This window comes from Nonomuraea muscovyensis (genome assembly GCF_014207745.1).
In the GTDB taxonomy this organism is placed as follows: Bacteria; Actinomycetota; Actinomycetes; order Streptosporangiales; family Streptosporangiaceae; genus Nonomuraea; species Nonomuraea muscovyensis.
In genome coordinates, this window is sequence record NZ_JACHJB010000002.1 from 1028862 (window position 1) to 1051960 (window position 23099).

Sequence of the window (23099 nt, forward strand, 5' to 3'; positions counted from 1 at the left end):
TGAAGGCGCAGGCCATCGGGCTGAAAGAGGCAGAGAAGCTCGGAAGTCCCTAGAGACGCGATTATCTCGATTCGCCTGCACCGAACTGGCCGTATCTCGTATGATCTAGAGCCGTTTACGTGAAGACGACAAAGCGGGAGAACAAGTCCGGCACGGTCCGGTACCTGCACCTCGCCCAGCGATGGCCACCGTCACGCCGTAACCAGTAACCAGCAGCCAACCGCTGACAGGGACACCCGTAGGTCATCGGAGATGAGCTCCAAAAGGCCGACCGGCAGGTTCTCCGCGGTGTTGAAGGTTAGAGTGGCCAGCATCAGGGCCCCAAGCACCGCCAGCTTGTGCCATGGAGCCGGCTGCCGCGTGATCGTACTATCTTCTCCTGTCCTCGCGCGTTGTACCTGCTCAGTAGCACCGTCCATGCAGGTACCCCACCAGGCGCATCAGTCCCGCCGCAATCGGATTCTGTGGCTTCGCGGTCTTGCGGCCGTTTCTGCCGTATTCCGGTGATACGCGTAGTGGGCTGATCTTGGCGTCGGTTCGGTGACGGGTGCGTTGAGCGGGGCGGAACCTGGCCTGGGCCTGGGGCCGGGCGGAGAAACACGACGAAGCCCCCGCTCGCCTCTTCGGGGACGAGCGGGGCCGCGATCCCGGCGCGGCGTCGCGGACTCCGGGCGCGGTGATACGGCGGCGCCCCCGTGAAATGCCATTTCACCTTCGCGCCCGGCGGCGCTTTCTCGGAGACATAGCGCCATCTTCCACACGGTCAGCAATGCCATTGCGACACAACGCATTCATTGCCGAAATTCCACCAATTCTGTAAATTCAGTGGCGATACTCCTCACCGTTCACTTATTAACCGGCACTATTCCTGATTTGGTGTCGTCCTTGCCGCCGTTACCGCGTACCGGCAGGCGGCGGGCGTGCGCGTACACCCGAGATCACGGATGCATGGGGCAGGTGGGAATGACGACGGTCGGAGAACCGGATCGGGCCGCTCCCGGCGGGACGCGGCCGTGGCCGCACGGCGCGGCGCGGTGGTATCGCCGGGATCCGCTGGGGTTCGTCGAGCACGCAGCCCGCGAGCGGGGCCCGGTGTTCCGGCTGCCCGACGACGGGTCGCTGTGCGTGGCCGACCCGGCGGAGGCCTTGCGGGTGCTGCACGACGAGGAGGGCCACTACGACGACGTGTCCGACTTCTTCCACGTCCGCGGCGGCCGGCTGGAGCCGCGGGAGACGCAGGTCGCGATCGGGCGGGCGGCCCGCGTGACGTTACGCGCCCATCTGGCAGCGCATCGGGAGCGGCTGCCCGCCGTGGTGGCGGAGCTGGGAGAGGTCAGCGAATGGCCTTCGGCCGGGCGGGCCGCCGCGTACCAGTTCCTGGCCGAGGCGCTGCTGCGGCCGGACAGCCCGCCGCTCTTGCGGGAGCTGATGGAGCAGGTGGTGCGCAACGATGTCCTGATCCGTCCCCGCGGCCGGCTGGCGAGCGTGATGCGGCGGGCGCTGTGGGCACGCGTGGTGCGAGCGCTCACCGGCGAGGTACTCGCCCGCCGGGCCGGCCCGCGGCCCGGCGGGCGGGGCGACCTGCTGGACGCCATACTCGAGGCCGGCCCACCCGATACGCCTGCCGCGCAGCTCGCCCAGGTATATCTGCTGCTCTTCCGAACCTCGGTGGCGCCGGTGGGCCACGTGGTCGCCTGGGCGCTGCTGAAAGCCGCGACCGACGGCGTCGACCTGGCGGCCGTGCCCGCGGAGTCGGCCGTACGGGAGTCGCTGCGGCTGTGGCCGGTGGCGTGGCTGCTGGGCCGCCCCGTACTGCGCGCCCATCAGGTCGGCGGCGTGCAGCTGGCGCCAGGGGACAGCGTGTCGGTCTGCGCCTATCTGCTGCACCGCGACGAACGGCACTGGCCCGAGGCCACCCGGTTCCGGCCCGGCAGGTGGGACGGCCCTGGCCCCCGTGGGCCCTACCTGCCCTTCGGCGGCGGCCCGTTCACCTGCGCCGGCGCCGCCGTCGCCCGCAACCTGGCCTCCGAACTGCTCGCCGCCGTGACCGACAGCGCCCGTCTTGAAGTACGCGGCGGTCGCGGACAGCCCCACGTGGCGGGCATCATCACCCCTCCCCCGTTCCAACTGCACCGGACCCCCTTCGCTCGTTGAGAAAGGAGGTGAACTCCATGAAGAAGTTGCTGCGCCGCGTCACCGGCCGCCGGATCAACCGGCAGGCCTGGTTCATCTGGTAGTCCATCTCCGGCGGCCGTGCCGGGCCCGACGGCCCGGCACGGCTCCGCTCCCGACGAGGCGGGACACCCGCACCCAGGAGGCACCCATGTCGCAGGTGGATGAGACGCTGGCCGCCTACGAGAGCATCGCGGCCCGCTACGACGAGCTGAACGCGCGGATGGACACCTCCAGCCTCGTGGCCCGCTTCGTGGAGGCGGTCGATCGGTACGGGCCAGGCGGTCGGCGCCTGCTGGACGCCGGCTGCGGAACCGGCCGCAGCAGCGTGGCCTTCCGCGAGCGCGGGTTCGAGGTGACCGGCTACGACCTGTCCCCCGCGATGGTCGCGATGGCCCGCCGCCGGCCCGGGGCCGAGGAGATCGGGTTCCTGGTGGGACGGCTGCAGGAGCCCCCACCCAGGCTGACCGGCTTCGACGTGGTCACCTGCGTAGACGTGCCGATGGCGTACCTGACCGGCACGGACCAGCTGCGACAGGCGCTGACGGCCGCCCGCGACCAGCTCGCCGAGGACGGGGTACTGGTCTTCGACCTGAACACCATCGGCTACTACCGCCGCATGTTCAGCGTCCCCACTGTCGCCGACCGAGGCAACCGGTACGTGGCCTGGTTCGCAGAGTCCCCGCGGATCGAGGCCGACGCAGTCGTGGTCACGCAGTTCGACCTGTTCGAACGGAACGGCGCGGGCTGGGAGCGGCTGTCGATGCGCCACGTGCAGCAGCACCATTCCGACCGGACGGTGCGCAAGGTGGCCGAGCAGTCCGGACTGCACGTCGTGGCCGCCCACGGGCTGGTGGGGACGTCGACGCGGGACCCGGCCGACGAGACCGACCACGACCGCATCCTGTACGTCGCCCGCCGGGCCGGCTGACGTCGGCCGGGATGGCGGGCTCGCTCAGCGCGGTGTGGTCGGAGGCGTCGGTGGCGGCGAGAAAGGCGCATACGGCGACTGAGCTGGTCACGGCCGGCGGTGTCCGCGGCGGCGGGCTTCACGCGGCAGGACTTTCCGAGGCGCGCTTACACGGATACCTACTGTCGAAGGTCGGTCGTCGCGGGACCTGCCGGGACGGCGGGGGTTCGAGGCCATGTCCGGGCGGAGCGCAGGATGAAGGCCAGGAGCAGCACCTCGACTCCGATGGAGAGGCCGTAGAAGGAGGCCCAGTCCCAGGACTCCCCTACCGCGTTGACCACCGAGTAGGGGATGTAGAGCGATGCCACGACGAGGTTCGTGGCGCGGTTCACCCGGGTGGGCAGCGTCATGGAGAGCATCACCATCAGGGCCGGGATCGCCACGGACGCGAGCATCATGGTCAACAACGTCGGGCTGATGTCGAACCCGACGACGACGCCAGCCAGGATGTCGTCGATGGCGCCAGGCTTGTAGAGGTGGAAGTAGTCGACGTAGATGTAGAGGAACATGAAGCTGGTCCATGCGGCGGCGAGCTTGGCCTGCACGGGAATCGGCGGGTTGTCGAGCAGGTTCGGCGATCTTGTTCGGATGGTCATCGGTTCTTCTTTCGACAGGAGCGGTCCGTCCGCCGGAGTGGCGGCAGGTCTGGGCGTGCATACGCACGGGTTGGGTCGTTTCGTCGGTCCGGTCGTCAGACGGTGACGACGACCTTCCCTCGGGTGTGGCCGGCCGCGACGTAGCGGAGGGCGTCGGCTGCTTCGTCGAGGGGGTAGGTGCGGTCGATGACGGGCGTGACCTGCCCGCTCGTGAGCAGGTCGGCCAGAGTAAGCAGGTCCTGACGCTTCCCGACCGACGTGAAGGGCTTCAGCTGCTGACGGGTGAACCCGGACAGCACGCGCGCTTTGACGATCCGACCGAGGGGCCCGAGCCAGCGGCCGCCGCGTCCGCTGTTGGGGATGAGGGTGCCGGTGGGCGTCAGCACTCGGCGGACAGCAGCCAGGGGCTGGGCTTCCACGTTGTCGAGGATGACGTCGTAGCGCTTCTCGGTGCGGGTGAAGTCGGTCTCCGTGTAGTCAACGACATGGTCGGCCCCGAGCGACCGGACCAAGTCGACGTTGCGGGTGCTGCACACACCTGTCACCTCGGTGCCGAACGCCTTGGCGATCTGCACGGCGAAGGAACCCACGCCGCCCGACGCGCCCGTGACCAGCACCGTCTGGCCCGGTTGAACGTTCGCGATCTTGCGCAATGCCTGCAACGCCGTCATGGCCGACGTGGGCACCGCTGCCGCGTCCACGACCGACAGGTTTGCAGGCGTGGACACGAGGTTGTCCGCCGGGACGCAGGCGTACTCCGCGAGCGTTCCAGCGGTGCTCCAGCCGAACACCTCGTCGCCGGGGCGGAGAGCGGTGACATCCTTCCCGACCGCTGCCACCACGCCGGCGAGGTCCCTGCCGGGGATGCCGTGGCGGGGCCGGTGGAGCCCGAACACCAGGCGCACCACGTACGGCTCACCGGTCATGACGAAGTAGTCGCCAGGATGCACCGAGGCTGCGCCGACCTGGACGAGCACATCGCCTCGACCGGGCAGCGGTAGCCCGACGGCGGACGACTCGAGCACTGAGGGCGGCCCGTAGCGGTACTGGACGGCGGCCCGCATCGTCGCCGCCCTGGCCGGACTCGCCCCCGGCGCCAGGCGTGCTCCGGCCTTCGATCGCTGTTCGATTCCCACCGCAGCCTCCTCACGTCCGAGCTGCGACTCTCGCAGGCTCGTACACCGTACTTCGTACGCCGTACTATGATAGTACGCTGTACGATTGTCAAGCCGTTCGAGAGCGAGGAGAACCGTGTCTGCGAGGGAACAACACCAGGTCGCGTCAGACGCGGGGCTGAGCAAGCAGCGGGTGGTGGCCGAGGCGGTCCGGCTCGCCGACCGCGAGGGGGTCGACGGACTGAGCATGCGCCGGCTGGCCGGCGCGCTCGGCGCGGGCGCGATGTCGCTCTACTACTACGTGGCGAGCAAGGAGGAGCTGCTGGACGCCATGATCGACGTCGTTTTCGAGGAGATCGAGCTCCCGCCCGAAGAGACCGACTGGCAGTCGGCGATGCGACGGGAGGCGGTATCCGCCCGACAGGTTCTCGCGCGCCACCCGTGGGCGATCGGCCTGATGGAGTCGCGGACATCGCCGGGGCCCGCGAACCTCCGCCACCGCGAGGCGGTCACCGCCTGCCTGCGGAGGGCTGGCTTCTCGGTTGTGATGGCGACGCACGCCAATTGGTTGCTCAACAGCTATGTCTACGGTTTCGCCCTGCAGGAAGCCAGCCTGCAGTTCGACACCGCCGATGAGTTCGCGGACATGACCGAGGACGTCTTCCTGCCCCAGCTGCCTCCTGACGAGTTCCCCTTCCTCAACGAGTCCGCCGCCGCGCTCATCGCTGCCGGCTACGACCCGGCGGAGGAGTTCATCTTCGGCCTCGACCTCGTCCTAGCCGCCCTCGAGCCCCTGAGAGCCTCCGCATAGCGACGCTCGCGGACCGTCGCGCGGCCCCCTGCACCGCAGTTCCGATCCATAAGGGGTTTCCTGACGAACTTGCGACCAGGGGCCAAAAAGTTGAACTTGGTTGGGGATTGACACCCGCCGGCCGGGCGGCTCACATCTGCCCGTCGTCGGTGCCCGGGTCGCGCAGGGCGCGGCGACCATCGGAGTCGAGGTCGGGCGGGGTGAAGCTGCAGTGGCCGGCGACAGCGAGGGCGACTTCAGATGTGAAGAAGGCTGCCGTGCCGGTCAATTGTCATGGCGGTCGTCACGGGAGCCTGACCTCGGCGAAGATCGGCCGGTGATCGGTGTGCCTCAACCGCAGCACGCGGAAGTCTCGCACCGCCATCCGTGAGTCCACGAGCACGTGGTCGATCGTCACGCCGGGCAGTCGCCACGTTCGGCCCAGCGCCTGCGGCCAGGTCGCCGTGAATCCGCGCCCCATGACGTCGGCCGCGTCCCGATACCCCGATGCCAGCAGCTCACGCATCGGCAGGTGGTCGAGCGTGGCGTTGAAGTCCCCCGCCAGCAGCCGCAGCTGCCCACCGCCTCGCGGCAACGCGTGGAGGCCACCCTGCCAGCACGGTTGCCGGCCGACGCGTTTGGGCGCGCACGGGTGCACGGAGACGATCTCCACACGGTCCCCGCCGGGATGCGCCAACCATGCCCTGGCCTGCCCGAACGCACCCACCTTGATCATCTCCCCGGCCGTCAGCGGATACCTCGCGTACACGGCGGACCCACCGACCCCCGGCAACGGCCGCGTGACGGCGTGCGGCAACCTCTCACGCACGCCCGCGTCCTCCAGCCGCCGCATGGCCTCCGGGGTGAGTTCCTGCAGCGTCAGCACATCCGGCCGTATCTGGCCGACCAGGGCCATCAGCTGGTCCGTGTCCGCCTGGCCCACCATCAGGTTGGCCGCCAGCACCCGCAACACCGGCCCGTTCGCAGCCGGATTGCCGTCGGCGAAGGCCCGAGGCACGACGGCGCTCCCCAATGCCATCACGGCCGCGATCCCCACCACCCCCGCCGCCCGCCGCCTCAGCACCCACGCCAGCGCCACGCCGGCCACGGCACCGGCCGCCGCGTACGGCGTGTACGCCACCACCGGCACCCACGGCCAGTCCGGCTCGAACCCGCTCAGCCGCACCAGCGCCCACCCGGCGAACGGCACAACGGCGATCCAGCTCATCCATGTACGCACGTCCCTGTATCGCCGCCAAGCCCGATAGGCGTTCACGCGCGGGTGCCAAGCGCTCGCACGACGTTCGGTGTCGACGACTTCACCGGCATGCTGCACCTGAAATGAGCCTTTCCACCGGCAGCGCCTGCGGGCATCGCACGGCCCGTTTGTGGCGGCTTGGAGACCTCGCAGCAGCCGAAACGGCCGCGAACTCGATCGCGCGGGCCTCGTGGTGCGCCCACGAGGCGCGCAGGTCATGGACCAAGACTGTAGATCCATGACGGCGCTTGATCGTTTCGGTGGCGGCTCGCTAGGGTTGGGCGCCTTTGTTCGGATCCTGTCCGCTCGTGCCCGAGGGTAATTCAGTGCGCCGCTATCGTTTCGGCAGAATCGCCACGCTGTTCGCCGCCATCTATGTGGCCGCGGTCGTCGTGTCCGGCGTCCTCGCGCTGGCCACCGGCGAACCCGCGCTACTGCGCGAGATCGTCACGGGCGGGTGGGACCCGGACTTCGTGCCCTACACCTGGCGGGTGGAGCTCCTCATGGTCGCGGGCGGAGTCCTGCAGGGCTGGGCCTACTGGCAGGTGCTGCGCGGCCGGCCGGCCGGCACGCGGGCGGTCAACGACAGGCCGGTCCGGCTGTTACGGGCGGTCCTCTACCTCAGCGTCGCCTGCACGCTGCTGTACCGGCTTCCGATCCCGGTGCATTGACGCGCTCTCCGGGCTGAAGCCCGGAGATTCTGGCCTGTGCCGTCCCGTTCACGCGGCGGCACTTCCCCGGCTTCCTGTTTCGCTGATCTGTGCCCGGACGGATCCGGGTCTTACCTGATCTCCACAGGCGTTTTGTCTCTCCGCTCGTCCGGCGGCGAGAATGTTGATCGCGGCGTTCACATCCCGGTCGTGGGTGACCCCGCACGGGCAGGTCCACTCCCGCACCGACAGCGGCATCGCCTCGGCGACGACACCGCACGCCGAACACAGCTTGGAGGAGGGGAAGAACCGGCCGACCTTGGCGAAGTACCTGCCATACAGCTTCGCCTTGTACTCCAGCATGCCCACGAACGCCGACCACCCGGCATCGTGGACGCTCTTGGCCAACCGGGTGCGGGCCAGTCCCTTGACCGCCAGGTCCTCCACATACACCGCTTGGTTGTCGCGGATAATCCGCGTGGAGGTCTGGTGGTGGAACTCGCGGCGCGCGTCGGCGACCCTGGCGTGCTGGCGGGCAACCCGCAGGCGGGCCCTGGCCCGGTTGCTCGATCCTTTCTGCTTGCGCGACAGCGCCCGCTGGAGTTTCCTGAGCTTCTTCTCCGCACGGCGCAGGAATCTCGGCGAGGACACCTTGGTGCCGTCGGCCAGGACGGCGAAGTGCCCCAGCCCCAGGTCGATCCCCGTCTCAGCGCCGGTCTCAGTGCCGGTCTCAGTGCCCGTCTCGGCGCCGGTCTCGGGCAACGCCGTCTGGGTCACCTGGAGCACGAACGAGGCGAAGTATCGCCCGGCCGCGTCCTTGAAGACCGTGACCGACGACGACTCGGCGGGCAGTTCCCGTGACCAGCGCACCGCCACATCCCCGATCTTCGGCAAGCGCAGCCTGCCCTGCGCGGTGATCGAGAAGCGGGCGTTCTTGGTGAACCGGATCGCCTGCCGGTTGTCCTTGCGGGACCGGAAGCGGGGCGGCGCGAGTTTCGGCCCCTTGCGCCCGCCGGAGACAGAGGCGAAGAAGTTGCGGAACGCGGTGGTGCAGTCCGCCAGGGCCTGCTGGAGTACCACGGCGGACACCTCGCCCAGCCAGGCCCGCCGCGGGGTCTTCTTCGCCTCGGTGATCACAGCGCGGGACAGGTCGGCGTCGGTGAGGAACGGCAGTCCTTGCTCATGAGCGTGATTGCGCAGCGCGAGCGCGTCGTTGAACACCACGCGGGCGCACCCGAATGCCTTGGCCAGGTCGATCCGCTGGCCGGGGGTCGGGTCGATCCGGTAGGAGTACCGCAACTGCACTCGATCATCCTACAGTTGGTTTATGGCCGAGTACGGCGATATCAGAACCGGCAGACACTGTGTTTTCGTCCTGCACGCTCATTTGGTTTTCGTGACGAAGTTCCGGTATCGGGTGTTCACCGACACCCACCTGACCCGCCTGGAAGAGATCATGAGAGCGGTCAGCGCCTACTTCGAAACCGGCCTGGCCGAGTTCAACGGCGAGAACAACCACGTCCACCTGCTGGTCAACTTCCCGCCCAAGATCGCCTTGTCCAAGCTGGTCAACAGCCTCAAGGGCGTCTCCTCCAGGCGGATGCGGCAAGAGTTCCCCGAACTGGCCGCCCACTCCTACCGGGCGAACACGTTGTGGTCTGGCTCCTACTTCGCCGGTTCAGTGGGTGGAGCGCCGATCAGTGTCCTGCGCCAGTACATCGAGCAGCAGAACCGGCCCCTGTGAGTCAGGTGGACGCCGGTCCGCCTGGCGGCGAATCGGCTATCCCTGCCCCGCTACGCGGGACGGTCGGCTTCACCCCCGGCCTGAAGGCCGGAGCACTACCGACGATTCCGGTAGCGGTGATCAGGCGGCCTTGCCGCGGGCGATGTAGAGGTTCATGCCGGTGAAGTCGACGGTGATGTTGTAGGGCTTCCAGAAGCAGTGGGAAAACCAGCCCATCGAGTCGAACCCTGTCCCATAGGGCCAGGGCACGTTGACCGGCTGGTTTGGGTTCGTGTAGCAGTAGACCTCCTTGGCGACGGCGTTGCCGAGGCGGATTTCCTTCGGGTAGCAGGGGTAGACGACGGCCGGGTGGCTTTGGGCAAAAGTCCCGATCTGGCGGTCGTAGTCGGTGCGGATCCCCAACTGCTCGGCCGTTTTCCCGCGCACGCCCGCGGCGATCTCGCCGACTCCGCCGAAGTTCACGCCCACCACCCCTGTGCGGGAGCCGGTGGCGCCGACGAAGCTGCCCGTGCTGTGCAGGTATTGCTCACGGGCCAGCCACAGCGGCAGGGGTTCGGCGCCCGCCCGTGTGGCGGCGGCGCGTGCCTTCCTGGCCGTTTCGGCGGTGCGGCGGCGCAGGATCAGCTGCCGGCCCGCGTAGTCGAAGGTGGGCAGCAAGTGGTAGAAGACCCACATGCCGATCAGGCCGTCGCTGTCGGTGTCGACATCTTCGCCCGACTCCGTTGCCGACCAGCTCACGGGGATGTTGCGTAGTTCGATGCCGCCCAGCTTGAAGGAGTCCAGGATCCCCCAGTACGCCAACACGGTGCCGCCCCCGAAATCGGCCTCCTGACTGGCGACGGGGCGCAGCCCGGCCTCCTTGGCCACCGACGCGCGCACGCTCAGATTCGGGGCGCCGGTGTAGAACGTGAAGCGCTTCGTCGGTCCGCCGTTGACCGAGGCCTCCACCAGCGGCATCGGGTCCATCTGCTGGAACGTCACCCGCGCGGTCTCGCCGTGGACCTGATACGCCTCGCCGCGGACTGCCGCGAACCACTTGGCGTAGTTTTCTTCGCCGGCCGCTTTCCAGTGTGGTGCGGACAGGGCGAACTTGTCCTGCCGGATGTAGCAGTCGCCCAGGAGCTGGTTGGTTTCCTTGTCGTCGGGCGCCGGCTTGAGGGCCATCTTGAGGTATTTCTCGGCGTCGGGGAACCGGTTGGACAGCAGCCCGACATGGCCGCGCTGGCGGGCCGCGAGCAGGTTCTTGGGATCCTTTTTCAGAATCTCCTCATACGCGCGGCCGGCCTGCTCGAACTTCCCAGCCTTGAACAGCGCGTCCGCGTCACCGCTGCCGGCCGGCGCCGCCCCACCCGACAGCGGCGCCGTCGCGGCCGCGCCGGCCAGCACGGCGGCGCCCCGCAGCAGCGAACGCCGGTCCCACACTCCGTCATTAACCAAGGCCTTCTCCTTATTCTTGGTCATCTTCACGTGAACTGCTGCAGCTCGTACGGCAGCCTGACGCTGGACCGGGCGCTGATGGCCGCCGGCCTGGTCGACCGCGTCCAGGTGACGCTCTTCTCCGTGATCAACGCCAAGACCGGGACAGACCCGATCTTCCACGGCGGATCCGACTTCGACCTGGAACTCATCGCCTGCCTGGCCAGCTTGGCGGCGGTCGCGGTCATCACCTTGGTGACGCTGGCGATCGGCACCTGCCGCCCGCTGGAGACGTGGTCCGGCCAGCACCACGCGTAGCCGGCACCGGGGTGAGGTCGCCGTCGTGGTGGCGTGCCGCCGCAGTCCGGGCGGTATTCGAAGTGCCACCACTCGTTCTCGTACATGCGGTAGAGGTCGTAGCGGGCGCCGTGTTCCTCGAGCCAGCGCGCCCCTTCGTGCGGGCGTACGTCCAGGGCGATGCCCTTGACGTGGTTGGATTCCGCGGGCGGGAGCACGAGCATGCGGGCTGCGGCCGGGGAGCCGGAGCGGCGCACCTCCTCGTCGAACATCCGCTGCTGGATGAGGGGCTCGCGGTATCCCGAGGTGAGGCCGATGAGCTGGCGGTGACGCCACAGTGCTTCGGTGCGCGCCGCGGTGAACGCCGCCAGGGCGCCGTCGGTGAGCCCGGTGAGGTTCTCGGCGGGGAATCGCAACCGCAACGCCCAGCGGCAGGCCAGCTCGCGGGCGCGGCCGGGACGGCGGACGAACGCCGCGGGCAGTAAGAGCACCGCGAGCACCAGTGTGACCGCGGCGAACAGCCGGTCTCGGGGCCGAGAGGGGATGGTCCGTGGTTCGCTCATGACGAACCACGATCGGCGGCGAACGTGCGCGGGTTGTCCGCTGAATGTCAGCGTTTCTCGACGGCTGCGCCGCCCGGGGATACCGTGACACAACCATGACACGGCGCTGACAAGGCGAGAACGCTGCTGGCCGACAGTAGATTGGGTTGACCGGCGGGCGAGTTACGGAGCGTACGGTGAAACTCGGCGGCGTGTCGCGGGTGTTGTTGATCGAGGATGACCCGGCTGTGCGGGAGGGCCTTGAGCTGGCCCTGAGCCGGCACGGGCACCGGGTGCGCGCGGTGGAGTCCGGCGAGCAGGGGCTGGACCGGCTGCTTACAGACCTTCCCGACGTCGTCATACTCGATCTCATGCTGCCCGGGATGGACGGGTTCGAGGTCTGCCGCCGCATCCGGGCCGCCGGGGAGGTGCCGATCATCATGCTGACCGCGCGCGGCGACGACATCGACGTGGTGGTCGGGCTGGAGGCGGGCGCCGACGACTATGTGGTCAAGCCGGTGCAGCCCAGGGTGCTCGAGGCGCGCATCCGCGCGGTGCTCCGGCGCATCGGCCGGGACCAGGCGGAGCTGGAGCGGCACGGCGACCTGACCATCGACCGGGCCGGGCTGGTGGTCGCCAACCGCGGCGAGCCGGTCAGCCTCGCCCCGACCGAGCTGCGCCTGCTGCTCGAGCTGTCCGCCACGCCGGGCCGCGTGCACAGCCGCCAGCAGCTGCTGGAGTCGGTGTGGGAGCACGGGTACTTCGGCGACTCGCGCCTCGTGGACGCGTGCGTGCAGCGGTTGCGCGCAAAGATCGAGGACGACTCGGCGGCGCCCGTCTATGTGCAGACGGTGCGTGGGTTCGGGTACCGGTTCGGGCCGGTGTGAGCCGCCGGTGGCACCTCGGCCGAGCCTGGGGCTGCGCCCGCGGCTGCTGTCCGCGTTCGCGCTGCTGAGCGTGGTCACCGCGGCGGCGGTGGCCGGCGCGATCTACGTCGCGGCCCGCAACGACATCCTCCAGCGAGCCCAGGATGCCGCGGTGCTGGCGACGAAGAGCCAGTTGGAGGGGCTCTTCCCGTTGCGGAGTGCGGAGCCCGGCCCGGACGAGCTCCGCGGTATCGCCAACAAGATGACCGAAGGAAACGTCCGCGCGATGGCCATCTACCGCGGGGCGTACTCCACAGGCGACCCGGCGCCGGCCGACCCGCCGGGGGGCTCGGCGGGGCTCCGCAGGCAGGGCGGTAACACGCCGGTCGTGGATCCCGAGATGCTTCCACTGTCCCTGCGACGCGAGGTGGCCGGCGGCAATGTCGCGTGGCAACGCGTGGTGGTGTGGCCGGGCGCGCCCTACCTGCTCATCGGCGCGCCGCTGCTGATCGCCGAGCCGGACGGGACGGCGCGGATGTCCGGCATCGAGGTCTACGTCCTGCACAGCCTGCAGCCCGAACAGCGCAGCATCGGCCGGCTCGCCACCTTCGCCTGGCTCACCGGCGGGGCGGGCCTGGCGTTCGCGGTCGTGCTGGCGTTGCTGGCCACCCGTGGCGTGCTGCGCCCGGTGCGCGAGCTCGGCAGGGCGGCGCGCCTGCTGGGCGAGGGCGAGCTGCGGACTAGGATCGCGGTCACCGGCTCCGACGAGCTGGCCGACGTGGCACGCACGTTCAACAACACCGCCGCGGAGCTGGAACGGCACGTCGAGCAGCTGCGGCAGATGGAGGCCGACGCCCGCCGGTTCGTCGCCGACGTGTCCCACGAGCTGCGCACCCCGCTGGCGGCGCTCGCCGCGGTCGCCGACGTCCTCGACGAGGAGGCGGCCCACCTGCCCGAGCCCGCCGGCAGGGCCGCCCGGCTGGTCAGCCAGGAGACGCTCAACCTCACCGGGCTGGTGAACGACCTCATCGAGATCAGCAGGTTCGACTCCGGCGTCGCTGCCCTCGCGCTGAACGAGGTCGACGTGGCCGAGCTGGTGCGCGCCACCCTGCGTAGCCGGGGCTGGTCGGAGTCGGTCGAAACCGAGCTTCCCGCCGGGGTGACGGCCCGGCTGGACCCGCGCCGGGTGGACGTCATCCTCGCGAACCTGGTCGGCAATGCCCTGCGCCACGGCGAGCCTCCTGTGTCGGTACGGCTCGCCGCCGATCCGTACTGGGTCACCCTCGAGGTCCGCGACCATGGACCGGGGCTGGACGAGGCGGTGCTGCCGCGTGTGTTCGACCGGTTCTACAAGGCCAGCGCGGCCAGGGCCAGGTCCGAGGGCAGCGGCCTCGGCCTCGCCATCGCGCTCGAGAACGCCCGTCTGCACCGGGGCGACCTCACCGTCAGCAACGTCCCGGACGGCGGCGCCCGGTTCACGCTGCGCCTGCCGCGCGATCTGGACGGAGGCCCCCAGTGAGGCCCGGGCTCGCCCGCCTGGTGCTCGCCGCGGGCCTGGTATCGCTGTTCGCCGTGGCCGGCTGCGGCGTGCAACCCAGCGACGCCATCCCCGCGGGCGCCCCGCCGAGCGGATCCGTCGCACCTACCTGGAAGATCACCCTCTACCTGGTGAAGGACGGCCGGCTCAGCACGGTGACGCGGCGATCCGCTCGTGGACCATCCCAAGCGAACGCGCTCATGCTGCTGGCGGAGGGACCCACGCCGAGCGAACAGGCGGAAGGGCTCACCACCGACATCCCGCGCGATGCCGCCCCGTTCTCGGTCAGCACCGAACGGGTGGACCGCCTGGTGGTGACCGTAGCCACCCCGGCAGACGAACTGTCGGCACTGGCCGTCGACCAGATCGTCTGTACGGTCGTCGCCGCGACGCGCCCGCCGGAACGCTCCGCCCAGGTCACGGTCGTCGGCGCCGGGCAGAGCGTCGGCCCCAGGAGCTGCCCGCCATAAAGACGGAAATGATCAACGCAGGACGACCTGCCAATGCGTCCAGCTAAGTTACTCGCGGGTCCCGCCAACGGCTGGCCGCAGGTTCCCCAACCCCGGTTTTGACATCTCTTATGGCTAACCGCTAGCTATCGGCTAACCGTTAGGGGATGGAGTGCAGGACGCGGTGCTGGCGATGCTCGCCAAGGAGCCGACGCATGGATACGGTCTACGCGCTCGGCTGCGGCAGAGTCTCGGCCCGTTGGGCGAGTCGATGAACCCCGGTCAGATCTATGTGACCCTGGCCAGGCTGGAAAAGGCGGGACTCGTGGTCTGCGAGCGGGCCGATGGCCTGCCTGAACGGCCGGAGCGGAAGGTCTACGCGCTGACGCCGGCCGGGCAGCAGCGGGTGGCCGCCTGGCTGACCGAGGTGGGCTGGCCGAAACCGGATCTGGCGGAGTTTCATCTCAAGCTCGTCGCGGCAGCCGCGGCCCGGCTGGCCGACCCGGTCGAGCTGGTGGCGGCGCAGCGCCGTGAGTTGCTGCGCCGCCTGCGTGAGGCGCAGCAGGCGGCTCTGGCCGAGCCGGCGGGGTCGGGCGCCGGCCTGCTGCTGGAAGGGGTCGTGCTGCGGCTGCAGGCGGACCTGCGCTGGTTGGGGGTCTGCGAGCGGGCCTGGTCCAAGGTCGATGACGAAGTTGAGGGTGCATGAACGTGTCGGGTGCTGTGGTCCGGGTCCGCGACCTGGTGAAGCAACATGGTCAGGGGCAGACCCGGGTCCGCGCGGTGGACGCGGTCGACCTGGAGGTGCCTCAGGGGCAGACACTGGCGGTGATGGGGCCCAGCGGCTGCGGGAAATCCACTCTGCTGCACCTGCTGGGTGGCCTGGAGCGGCCCACCGGTGGGGAGGTGTGGGTGGCCGGGCGGCGCATCGACACCTTGAGCGAGCGGGCCCTGGCGCGGCTGCGGCGCCAGTCGGTGGGGTTCATCTTCCAGGCCTTCCATCTGGTGGAGGAGTTGTCGGCGGCCGAGAACGTGGAGCTGCCCGCGCTGCTGGCCGGGCGCTCGCGCCGCCAGGCCAGGCGGCGAGCGAGCCTGCTGCTGGAACGGGTTGGGCTCGCCGACCGTGGCCGGCACCTGCCCTCGCAACTGTCAGGCGGGCAGCGTCAGCGGGTCGTCGTCGCCCGCGCGCTGGCCAACGACCCGCTGGTCCTCCTGGCCGACGAGCCGACCGGCAACCTCGACACCGCCGCGACCCTCGACATGTTGAGGATCTTCCAGGAGCTGCGTTCCGCAGGGCAGACCCTCGTGATCGTCACGCACGACGAGCGGGTGGCGGCCACGGCGGATCGGCTGGTCTCGATGCGCGACGGGATGTTCGTCGACGACACCCGGCTGGCCGGCTCCCCCACGCGCGGGCTCGGCGACCTGATCAGGCTGGAGGACTGAACATCGTGGGCTCCATCGTGCTCGTCGTGCGCCTGGTGCTCGCCGACGTTCGCCGGTACCCGTCCCAGGTCGCGATGCTCTTGTTCGCGGTGACTACCGCCACCGTCACTCTGGCTCTGGGCCTGTCCCTCAGTGGGACGAGCAGGACGCTGTACGAGCAGACCCGCGCGGCCACCGCCGGGCCGGACGTGGTGGCGCTGTCCGGCGAAACGGGCCCCGCTGTGACCCCGGCCCTGGCCGAGCTGGCGGACGCTCCCGAAGTGGTCGCCCACCATGGCCTCTATCGCATCGTCTACGCCGATCTCACCACGCGCGACACCACGGCGTCCCCGGTGGTGGTGCACGGCTTCGCCGAGAAGCCCGGCGCGCTCAACCGGCCGTTGGTGACTCCGGGCAGTGGGTGCGTTCCGACGGCACTGTCCTCGAGCGCGGCTTCGCCACCGCGCTGGGCGTAGGTGTCGGCGACCACGTCACCATCGCCGGCCGGTCCTACCCCGTCGTCGGGATCGCCGTCACCGCGGCCACCTCCATCTACCCCTGGGCACAGCAGATCGGCCCGTACGGCGGCGGCAGCGACTACAGCGGCCTGGCCTGGATGACCCGCTCCGACGCCCGCTCCCTGGCCTCCTCCCACGATCTGCCGGTGACGACGGCCATGGACCTCAAGCTGCGCGACCCCGCCGCCACCGAATCCTTCCGCCACGCCCACCGCGGCTCCGACGTCAGGATCAACTTCCACTCCTGGCAGTTCGCAGCCGAGCAGGACGCCGTCATCCTCAGGGGCGCCCAGCCGATCCTGGTCCTCGGCAGCTGGCTGCTCAGCTTCCTGGCCGTCACCGGGGTGGCGGCACTGGCCGCGGGCCGCGCCGTCCAGCGGACCCGGCGGGCCGGGCTACTCAAGGCCGTCGGCGCCACCCCCGGTCTGATCGCCGCCGTCCTGCTCACCGAGTACCTGGACATGATGTGGCACACCATCCTCGGCATCGAGACGACCATCGACATCTTCTTCAGCCCGTCACACCTCGGCCTCGTCGTGACGATGATGCTCATCATCACGACACCGCTGCGCTCGGCGTGGAACGCCACCCATCTCGGCGCCCGCCCTCGCTCGCCCGCCTGCTGCCTGCGCTGCTCGGGCTCGCGTTCGCCACCACGCTGGTGTCGCTGTTCCTGTCGTACGGCGACGCCTCGCAGTACCGCCCCGAGGGCATCGTCCGGGCGTTGTCCATGCTGCAGAACGCGGGCGGCGCCCCGCGGGGCGCCGCCCGCGTGGCGGTGGGGCCGGGCACCGAGCAGCTGGCCGTGGCGATGGTCGTCACCAACGTCGTCATGCTCAGCCCGGTCCTGTTCCTGCTGCGCCGCTGGCTGTTGCCGTTCGGCTCGGTGACCGTCATGTACACGATCATGGCGCTCATGCCGGGCGCTCAGACGGCGTTCCGCAACCTGCCGATCCTGTTGTCGTTCGTGGCCGCCGGGCTCGTGAGCGACCTGCTGATCCGCCGGCTGCGGCCGTCGGGTGAGCGGCGCGCCGCCTACTGGGCGTTCGCCGGGCTGTCGGCCTTCGCCACCTGGTCGCTGTACATCGGGATCGCCTCGGCCACCGGCGGCGGCCTGCCCGCGGTGCCCGAGCTGTGGACCGGCGCGCCGGTCGTCGCCGGGCTGATCGGGCTGGCACTCGGGACGCTGTTCCTGCCCAACGCGGTCGCTGCCGAGCCGGTCCCGCCCAACGCGGCCGACGCCGAGCAGGCATGATCCGATAGATGGTACCGATCGGTTCGATCCGGTGCTAACGTATTCGGATCGTACCGATCGGTTCGACCTTGGGGAGCTTTCCCGTGTTTGACCCGCTTGCCGCCGACCCTCCGCACGACCCTGACTTCCCGGCCAGCACGCCGGCACTGACCTTCACCAGCGGGGGCGCATCCTTGCTCGGTGTGTTGCACGTGCCGGCAGGCCGGGGGCCGCATCCTGTCGTCGTGCTGCTGCACGGATTCCCCGGCGACGAACGCAACTTCGATCTCGCCCAGGTGCTGCGCCGTGCGGGCTACGCGTCCTTGGTGTTCCACTACCGCGGTTCGTGGGGCGTCGGCGGCTCGTGGTCGTGGGGGCACGTGCTGGAGGACACGGCAGCGGTCGTGGCCGGACTGCACGGCCTCGCCGCGGCTCACCGGCTCGACCCGCGGCGGTTGGTGCTGATCGGCCACAGCATGGGCGGCTTCGCCGCGCTCATGACCGCGGCGGCCGAACCGTCCGTCGCCGCGGTCGCCTCAGTGGCCGCATTCGACTTCGGCACGGTAGCGGCGCTCTGCCGTGCCGACCCGAGTGTCCGGGCAAGCTATGTCGAGGCGTTCACCGGCGAACTGGGTCCTCTCCGGGGCACCAGCGGGGAGGCGCTCGTCAGCGAGATGGAGGCGGCCGGCGACTCGTGGCGGCTGGCCGTGCTCGCACCACGACTGGCGGACCGCTCCGTGCTCCTGATCGGCACCAGCCTCGACACCGTCACCCCCAACGACGTGCATCACGACCCCGTCGTCGCGGCCTACCAGGCGCAGCCCGTCAAACACCTCGAACACCACCTCTTCGCGACCGACCACGCGTTGTCGGACCATCGCGTGACCCTGGCACGTACGATCTTGAGCTTCTTGGCACGGTGCCCATGAGGCAGGCGCGGTGTCAGGTGCCGCGGTCCCCGCACGCCGAGCCCGCTCCACCTCACCGTCCACCAGCGGACCTTGCGCCCCGACGACGTAGAAGCCCTGTGCCGGCCCAAGTGCTCTGACCCCGTGGCGACGCCGCCGCGGCTCGCAGCCGTCCCGGTCGTCGCCGCCCACGATCTCCCGAAGGCCAAAGCCACGATGTGCAGTGACCTTCGTCCCTGGCCGATGCGGCCCGTCACCGGCGAACGTGGAAGAGCGAGCGTGGAAGAGCGAGCGTGGACGAGGAAAGCCGACGAGGAGGCACGATGCGGGCACTCATCTACCACGGACCGGGTCAGCGTTCCTGGGAGGAGACTCCCGATCCCCGACTGGCCGAGGCGACGGACGCGATCGTCAGAGTGGACGCGGTCACCATCTGCGGCACCGACCTGCACATCCTGAAAGGCGATGTGCCCGCCGTGCGGCCGGGCACGATCCTCGGCCACGAGGCGGTCGGCACCGTGACGGCGACCGGGAGCTCGGTCACCACCGTCAAACCGGGCGACCGCGTCCTCGTGTCGTGCATCTCGGCGTGCGGACGCTGCCGCTACTGCCGCACCGGCATGTTCGGCCAGTGCCTGGGTGGCGGCGGATGGATCCTCGGTCACCGCGTCAACGGCACCCAGGCCGAGTACGTGCGCGTCCCCTTCGCCGACACCTCCACCCATCTGCTGCCCGAAGGCGTCTCCGACGAGGCGGCGCTCATGCTGGCCGACATCCTGCCCACCGCCTACGAGGTGGGCGTGCTCAACGGCCGTGTACGGCCGGGCGACACCGTCGCGGTCGTCGGCGCCGGCCCCATCGGCCTGGCCGCGATCACGACGGCCCAGCTCTTCACACCCAGCCACATCATCGCCGTCGACCCCGCCCCGGCCCGGCTGGAAGCCGCCAAGCGGCTCGGCGCGGACGTGGTCGTCGGCGCCGGTGACGACCCGGCCGCCGCGATCGCCGAGCTGACCGGTGGGCTGGGCGCGGACGTCACCATCGAGGCCGTCGGCATCCCGGAGACCTTCGAGCTGTGCACCCGCCTGGTGCGTCCCGGCGGCCACGTGGCCAACGTCGGCGTCCACGGCCGACCGGCCATCCTCCATCTGGAGGACCTGTGGATCCGCAACCTGACCATCACCACCGGCCTGGTCGACACCTACTCCACCCCGGCCCTGCTCGACATGATCGCCGCCGGCCGGCTGGACCCCACCGGGTTCATCACCCACCGCTTCGCCATGAACGACATGGCCGCCGCCTACGAGACCTTCGCCGACCCGAAGTCGACCGGAGCGCTCAAGGTGGTCCTGTCCCGCCCCTGACGGGCGAGACGGACCCGCACCACCACAGCTACGGCCGCAACGACGTGATCCCGCGCTCGGGCGACGAGCGTGAGATCGGACATTCACTAACAACAAGGGGTAATCATGACGGTCACCGCGGTCGAGGTCGACGCATGGCGCGGCTTCCAGGGCGCGGACTGGCGCTCAACGATCGACGTACGCGCCTTCATCCAGGCCAACTACACCCCCTACGAGGGCGATGCGAGCTTCCTGGCGGGGCCGACGGAGCGGACGCGAGCCGTGTGGACGGCGGTGTCGGCCCTGTTCCCCGAGGAGCGTGAGCGCGGGATCCATGACGTGGACGCCGCGACTCCCTCATCGATCACCTCGCACCGCCCCGGCTACATCGACCGCGACCGGGAGCTGATCGTCGGCCTCCAGACCGACGCGCCGCTGAAGCGCGCCATCATGCCCGCCGGCGGGCTGCGCATGGTGGAGAACGGCCTGGCCGCGTACGGCTTCACGCTCGACCCGCTGGTGAAGGAGATCTTCACCAAGTACCGCAAGACCCACAACGACGGCGTGTTCGACGCCTACACCCCCGAGATTCTGGCCGCCCGCCGCTCCGGCGTCATCACCGGCCTGCCCGACGCCTACGGCCGCGGCCGCATCATCGGCGACTACCGGCGCGTCGCCCTGTACGGCGTGAACCGGCTGATCGCGGACAAGCACGCCGACCTGCGCTCCCTGGACGGCTGTTCGGCCACCGACGCGGTGATCCGCGACCGCGAGGAACTGTCCGAGCAGCTGCGCGCACTGGACGAGCTGAAGCGGATGGCCGCCTCCTACGGCCACGACATCTCCGAACCGGCCACCACCGCCCGCGAGGCCGTCCAGTGGCTCTACTTCGCCTACCTGGCCGCCGTCAAGGAGCAGAACGGTGCGGCCATGTCCCTCGGCCGCACCTCCACCTTCCTCGACATCTACCTGGAGCGCGACCTCGCCGAAGGACGGATCACCGAGGAACAGGCGCAGGAGCTCATCGACGATTTCGTCATCAAGCTCCGCATCATCCGCTTCCTGCGCACCCCCGAGTACGACCAGCTCTTCTCCGGCGACCCCACCTGGGTGACCGAGTCGATCGGCGGCATCGGCGCGGACGGCCGCCCCCTGGTGACCCGCACCAGCTACCGCTACCTGCAGACGCTGCGCGACCTCGGCCCCGCACCGGAGCCCAACCTCACCGTGCTGTGGTCCCCGCAGCTCCCGGAGCCGTTCAAACGTTTCTGCGCCGGACTGTCGATCGAGACCAGCTCCCTGCAGTACGAGAGCGACGACCTCATGCGCCCCCGGCTCGGCGACGACACCGCGATCGCCTGCTGCGTGTCGGCCGCTCCGGTCGGCCGGCAGATGCAGTTCTTCGGCGCCCGCGTCAACCTGGCCAAGACGCTCCTGTACGCGATCAACGGCGGCCGCGACGAGATCACGGGCGCCCAGGTCGGCCCGGCCCACCCCGCGCTGACCGGCGACGTCCTCGACTACGAGGAGGTCAAGGCCGCCTTCGACCGGATGATGGACTGGCTCGCGCGGACCTACGTCAACGCGCTCAACATCATCCACTTCATGCACGACAAGTACGCCTACGAACGCCTCGAGATGGCCCTGCACGACTACCCCGTCAAGCGCACCCTGGCCTGCGGCATCGCCGGGCTGTCGGTCGCCGCCGACAGCCTGTCGGCCATCAAGTACGCCCACGTCAAGGTCATCCGCGACCGTAGCGGCCTCGCGGTGGACTACGAGATCGACGGCGACTACCCGGCCTACGGCAACAACGACGACCGCGCCGACGCCATCGCCGTCGACCTGGTCCGCTCGTTCCTGGCCAAGATCCGCCGCCATCCCGCCTACCGCGACGCCGAGCACACCCAGTCCGTGCTCACGATCACCTCCAACGTCGTCTACGGCAAACACACCGGCAACACCCCCGACGGCCGCCGCGCCGGCGAGCCCTTCGCCCCCGGCGCCAACCCCGGCAACGGCCGCGACCGCCACGGCATGATCGCCTCCGCCCTGTCGGTCGCCAAACTCCCCTACGACCAAGCACTCGACGGTATCTCCCTGACCAACACCGTCACCCCCGAAGCGCTCGGCCGCACCGCGGCCGAACGCGTGGACAACCTGGTCGGCGTCCTGGACGGCTACTTCGACGCAGCCGGCTTCCACATGAACGTCAACGTCCTCACCCGCGCCGTGCTCCTGGACGCCATGGAACACCCCGACCGCTACCCGCAGCTGACCATCCGCGTCTCCGGCTACGCCGTCAACTTCGTCCGCCTCACCCCCGAACAACAGCAGGACGTCGTCAACCGAACCTTCCACGGATCACTGTGAACCCCTGCCAGGCGGTACCGCCTCCGACCACCGAGCCCGCACCGGCAGCAACGGGCGTCATCAGCTCCTGGGACCTGTCCGTCGGCGTGGACGGCCCGGGCACCCGCTTCGTCGTCTTCACCAGCGGCTGCCCCCTGCGCTGCCTGTACTGCCAGAACCCCGAGACGTGGCACATGCGCGACGGCCACCCCGTAACCACCGAGGAGGTGATGACCGAGATCGGCAACTATCGGCGCTTCATCACCGTCGCGGGCGGCGGCGTGACGATCAGCGGCGGCGAACCGCTCCTGCAGCCCCGCTTCACCGCCGACCTGCTCCACCGCTGCCGCGACAGCGGCCTGCACACGGCGCTCGACACCTCCGGCCTCCTGGGCGAGCGCGCCACCGACGCCATGCTCGCCGACACCGATCTCGTCCTGCTCGACATCAAGTCCTACAGCCCGGCCACCTACCGGCGCGTGACCGGGGGCCCGCTCCAGCCCACCCTCCGTTTCGCCCGCCGCCTGGCGAACCTCGGCCGCCCCACGTGGATCAGGTTCGTCCTGGTGCCCGGGCTCACCGACGACCCGGCAGACATCGACGGCCTGGCCCGCTTCGTGTCAGGCCTGGGCAACGTCGAGCGCGTCGACGTCCTGCCCTTCCACCGCATGGCCACCGGCAAGTACCGGCGACTCGGCCTTCCCTTCCCCCTGGCCGACACCCCACCCCCCGACGAGGATCTCCTGGCCCGCGTACACGATCAGTTCCACCGCCACGGAGTGCCCACCACCTGACTCCGCCGAAGCCGTCGGGTGCGAGTGTGGGCCATGAGCCGCCTCATGATCGGCTACGCTCGGGGGTCCACCGACGAGCGGACCTGGCCACGCAGTTGGACGCCCTCGCTGAGCTCGGTGTTGGCG

24 protein-coding genes are annotated in these 23099 nt (G+C 69.9%); 16 read left to right on the forward strand and 8 right to left on the reverse strand.

Going from position 1 to position 23099, the window contains the following annotated elements:
* The first annotated feature begins 963 nt into the window (after positions 1–963).
* Positions 964–2154 carry a cytochrome P450 gene (locus tag FHU36_RS21370; RefSeq protein WP_185085702.1) on the forward strand — a complete coding sequence of 397 codons (1191 nt, stop codon included), beginning with the start codon at positions 964–966 and terminating at the stop codon, positions 2152–2154.
* Between the two features lie 169 nt (positions 2155–2323).
* Positions 2324–3103: a class I SAM-dependent DNA methyltransferase gene (locus FHU36_RS21375; protein WP_185085703.1), complete on the forward strand. Its 780-nt coding sequence runs from the start codon at positions 2324–2326 to the stop codon at positions 3101–3103.
* A gap of 158 nt (positions 3104–3261) precedes the next feature.
* On the opposite strand, the gene FHU36_RS21380 is transcribed toward FHU36_RS21375, so the two are convergent.
* Complete coding sequence (locus FHU36_RS21380; protein WP_185085704.1) at positions 3262–3738, reverse strand: DUF6326 family protein; 477 nt, start codon at positions 3736–3738, stop codon at positions 3262–3264.
* 95 nt (positions 3739–3833) lie between these two features.
* Positions 3834–4802, reverse strand: a complete 969-nt coding sequence (locus FHU36_RS21385) for an NAD(P)-dependent alcohol dehydrogenase (RefSeq protein WP_221496502.1) — start codon at positions 4800–4802, stop codon at positions 3834–3836.
* Positions 4803–5049: 247 nt separating this feature from the next.
* On the opposite strand from FHU36_RS21385, the gene FHU36_RS21390 reads away from it, so the two are divergent.
* Positions 5050–5664: a TetR/AcrR family transcriptional regulator C-terminal domain-containing protein gene (locus FHU36_RS21390; protein ID WP_312891726.1), complete on the forward strand. Its 615-nt coding sequence runs from the start codon at positions 5050–5052 to the stop codon at positions 5662–5664.
* 130 nt (positions 5665–5794) lie between these two features.
* On the opposite strand, the gene FHU36_RS21395 is transcribed toward FHU36_RS21390, so the two are convergent.
* Positions 5795–5932 (reverse strand): hypothetical protein, encoded by a 138-nt coding sequence (locus tag FHU36_RS21395; RefSeq protein ID WP_185085707.1) that lies wholly within the window; start codon positions 5930–5932, stop codon positions 5795–5797.
* Between the two features lie 15 nt (positions 5933–5947).
* Positions 5948–6871, reverse strand: a complete 924-nt coding sequence (locus tag FHU36_RS21400; RefSeq protein ID WP_185085708.1) for an endonuclease/exonuclease/phosphatase family protein — start codon at positions 6869–6871, stop codon at positions 5948–5950.
* A 356-nt stretch (positions 6872–7227) separates the two neighbouring features.
* Between FHU36_RS21400 and FHU36_RS21405 the strand changes: the two genes are divergently transcribed.
* Complete coding sequence (locus tag FHU36_RS21405) at positions 7228–7572, forward strand: hypothetical protein (protein ID WP_185085709.1); 345 nt, start codon at positions 7228–7230, stop codon at positions 7570–7572.
* Between the two features lie 48 nt (positions 7573–7620).
* On the opposite strand, the gene FHU36_RS21410 is transcribed toward FHU36_RS21405, so the two are convergent.
* Complete coding sequence (locus FHU36_RS21410) at positions 7621–8856, reverse strand: RNA-guided endonuclease InsQ/TnpB family protein (RefSeq protein ID WP_185085710.1); 1236 nt, start codon at positions 8854–8856, stop codon at positions 7621–7623.
* Positions 8857–8878: 22 nt separating this feature from the next.
* Between FHU36_RS21410 and tnpA the strand changes: the two genes are divergently transcribed.
* On the forward strand, positions 8879–9295 hold the full coding sequence (gene tnpA / locus FHU36_RS21415) for an IS200/IS605 family transposase (RefSeq protein ID WP_185085711.1): 417 nt from the start codon (positions 8879–8881) through the stop codon (positions 9293–9295).
* Positions 9296–9415: 120 nt separating this feature from the next.
* On the opposite strand, the gene FHU36_RS21420 is transcribed toward tnpA, so the two are convergent.
* Both FHU36_RS21420 and vanY-N read right to left on the reverse strand, forming a co-directional pair.
* Positions 9416–10756, reverse strand: coding sequence for an aspartyl protease family protein (locus FHU36_RS21420; RefSeq protein ID WP_246502754.1), 1341 nt, complete (start codon positions 10754–10756; stop codon positions 9416–9418).
* 2 nt (positions 10757–10758) lie between these two features.
* Complete coding sequence (vanY-N, locus tag FHU36_RS21425) at positions 10759–11571, reverse strand: D,D-peptidase/D,D-carboxypeptidase VanY-N (RefSeq protein WP_246502522.1); 813 nt, start codon at positions 11569–11571, stop codon at positions 10759–10761.
* Between the two features lie 191 nt (positions 11572–11762).
* Between vanY-N and FHU36_RS21430 the strand changes: the two genes are divergently transcribed.
* From FHU36_RS21430 to FHU36_RS44675, 6 genes are all read left to right on the forward strand, one after another.
* Positions 11763–12437, forward strand: a complete 675-nt coding sequence (locus FHU36_RS21430; protein WP_185087507.1) for a response regulator — start codon at positions 11763–11765, stop codon at positions 12435–12437.
* A 7-nt stretch (positions 12438–12444) separates the two neighbouring features.
* On the forward strand, positions 12445–13935 hold the full coding sequence (locus tag FHU36_RS21435) for an ATP-binding protein (RefSeq protein ID WP_312891727.1): 1491 nt from the start codon (positions 12445–12447) through the stop codon (positions 13933–13935).
* Entirely contained in the window at positions 13932–14423 is a 492-nt protein-coding gene (locus FHU36_RS21440) for a hypothetical protein (protein ID WP_185085714.1), read from the forward strand. Before FHU36_RS21435 ends, FHU36_RS21440 begins: the two co-directional genes overlap by 4 nt.
* 151 nt (positions 14424–14574) lie before the next feature.
* A complete protein-coding gene (locus FHU36_RS21445) occupies positions 14575–15108 on the forward strand; it encodes a PadR family transcriptional regulator (protein WP_185085715.1) in 534 nt (177 codons plus the stop codon).
* Positions 15105–15845: an ABC transporter ATP-binding protein gene (locus tag FHU36_RS21450; RefSeq protein WP_185085716.1), complete on the forward strand. Its 741-nt coding sequence runs from the start codon at positions 15105–15107 to the stop codon at positions 15843–15845. The genes FHU36_RS21445 and FHU36_RS21450 overlap by 4 nt, the downstream gene beginning before the upstream one ends.
* A gap of 5 nt (positions 15846–15850) precedes the next feature.
* Entirely contained in the window at positions 15851–16300 is a 450-nt protein-coding gene (locus tag FHU36_RS44675; RefSeq protein WP_246502523.1) for a hypothetical protein, read from the forward strand.
* Positions 16301–16421: 121 nt separating this feature from the next.
* Here FHU36_RS44675 and FHU36_RS44680 read toward each other — a convergent pair whose 3' ends face one another.
* Entirely contained in the window at positions 16422–16898 is a 477-nt protein-coding gene (locus FHU36_RS44680) for a hypothetical protein (protein ID WP_246502524.1), read from the reverse strand.
* A gap of 21 nt (positions 16899–16919) precedes the next feature.
* Between FHU36_RS44680 and FHU36_RS21460 the strand changes: the two genes are divergently transcribed.
* The 5 genes from FHU36_RS21460 (at position 16920) to pflA (ending at position 22973) form a co-directional block, all read left to right on the forward strand.
* Positions 16920–17597 (forward strand): hypothetical protein, encoded by a 678-nt coding sequence (locus FHU36_RS21460; RefSeq protein WP_185087767.1) that lies wholly within the window; start codon positions 16920–16922, stop codon positions 17595–17597.
* An 83-nt stretch (positions 17598–17680) separates the two neighbouring features.
* Positions 17681–18505 (forward strand): alpha/beta hydrolase, encoded by an 825-nt coding sequence (locus FHU36_RS21465; protein WP_185085717.1) that lies wholly within the window; start codon positions 17681–17683, stop codon positions 18503–18505.
* A 302-nt stretch (positions 18506–18807) separates the two neighbouring features.
* Positions 18808–19848: a zinc-dependent alcohol dehydrogenase family protein gene (locus FHU36_RS21470; protein ID WP_185085718.1), complete on the forward strand. Its 1041-nt coding sequence runs from the start codon at positions 18808–18810 to the stop codon at positions 19846–19848.
* 105 nt (positions 19849–19953) lie between these two features.
* Positions 19954–22200 carry a formate C-acetyltransferase gene (pflB, locus tag FHU36_RS21475; RefSeq protein WP_185085719.1) on the forward strand — a complete coding sequence of 749 codons (2247 nt, stop codon included), beginning with the start codon at positions 19954–19956 and terminating at the stop codon, positions 22198–22200.
* Positions 22197–22973 carry a pyruvate formate-lyase-activating protein gene (gene pflA / locus FHU36_RS21480; protein WP_185085720.1) on the forward strand — a complete coding sequence of 259 codons (777 nt, stop codon included), beginning with the start codon at positions 22197–22199 and terminating at the stop codon, positions 22971–22973. Before pflB ends, pflA begins: the two co-directional genes overlap by 4 nt.
* Positions 22974–23099: the final 126 nt, after the last annotated feature.

What these genes read in the sequence shown, in the direction of transcription:
- vanY-N (WP_246502522.1), bottom strand. Translation starts at nt 11,571, where the DNA reads ATGAGCGAACCACGGACCATCCCCTCTCGGCCCCGAGACCGGCTGTTC.
- FHU36_RS44680 (WP_246502524.1), bottom strand. Translation starts at nt 16,898, where the DNA reads ATGATGAGCATCATCGTCACGACGAGGCCGAGGTGTGACGGGCTGAAG.
- FHU36_RS21400 (WP_185085708.1), bottom strand. Translation starts at nt 6,871, where the DNA reads ATGAGCTGGATCGCCGTTGTGCCGTTCGCCGGGTGGGCGCTGGTGCGG.
- FHU36_RS21450 (WP_185085716.1), top strand. Translation starts at nt 15,105, where the DNA reads ATGAACGTGTCGGGTGCTGTGGTCCGGGTCCGCGACCTGGTGAAGCAA.
- FHU36_RS21370 (WP_185085702.1), top strand. Translation starts at nt 964, where the DNA reads ATGACGACGGTCGGAGAACCGGATCGGGCCGCTCCCGGCGGGACGCGG.
- pflB (WP_185085719.1), top strand. Translation starts at nt 19,954, where the DNA reads ATGACGGTCACCGCGGTCGAGGTCGACGCATGGCGCGGCTTCCAGGGC.
- tnpA (WP_185085711.1), top strand. Translation starts at nt 8,879, where the DNA reads ATGGCCGAGTACGGCGATATCAGAACCGGCAGACACTGTGTTTTCGTC.
- FHU36_RS21385 (WP_221496502.1), bottom strand. Translation starts at nt 4,802, where the DNA reads ATGCGGGCCGCCGTCCAGTACCGCTACGGGCCGCCCTCAGTGCTCGAG.
- FHU36_RS21380 (WP_185085704.1), bottom strand. Translation starts at nt 3,738, where the DNA reads ATGACCATCCGAACAAGATCGCCGAACCTGCTCGACAACCCGCCGATT.
- FHU36_RS21470 (WP_185085718.1), top strand. Translation starts at nt 18,808, where the DNA reads ATGCGGGCACTCATCTACCACGGACCGGGTCAGCGTTCCTGGGAGGAG.
- FHU36_RS21375 (WP_185085703.1), top strand. Translation starts at nt 2,324, where the DNA reads ATGTCGCAGGTGGATGAGACGCTGGCCGCCTACGAGAGCATCGCGGCC.
- FHU36_RS21420 (WP_246502754.1), bottom strand. Translation starts at nt 10,756, where the DNA reads ATGACCAAGAATAAGGAGAAGGCCTTGGTTAATGACGGAGTGTGGGAC.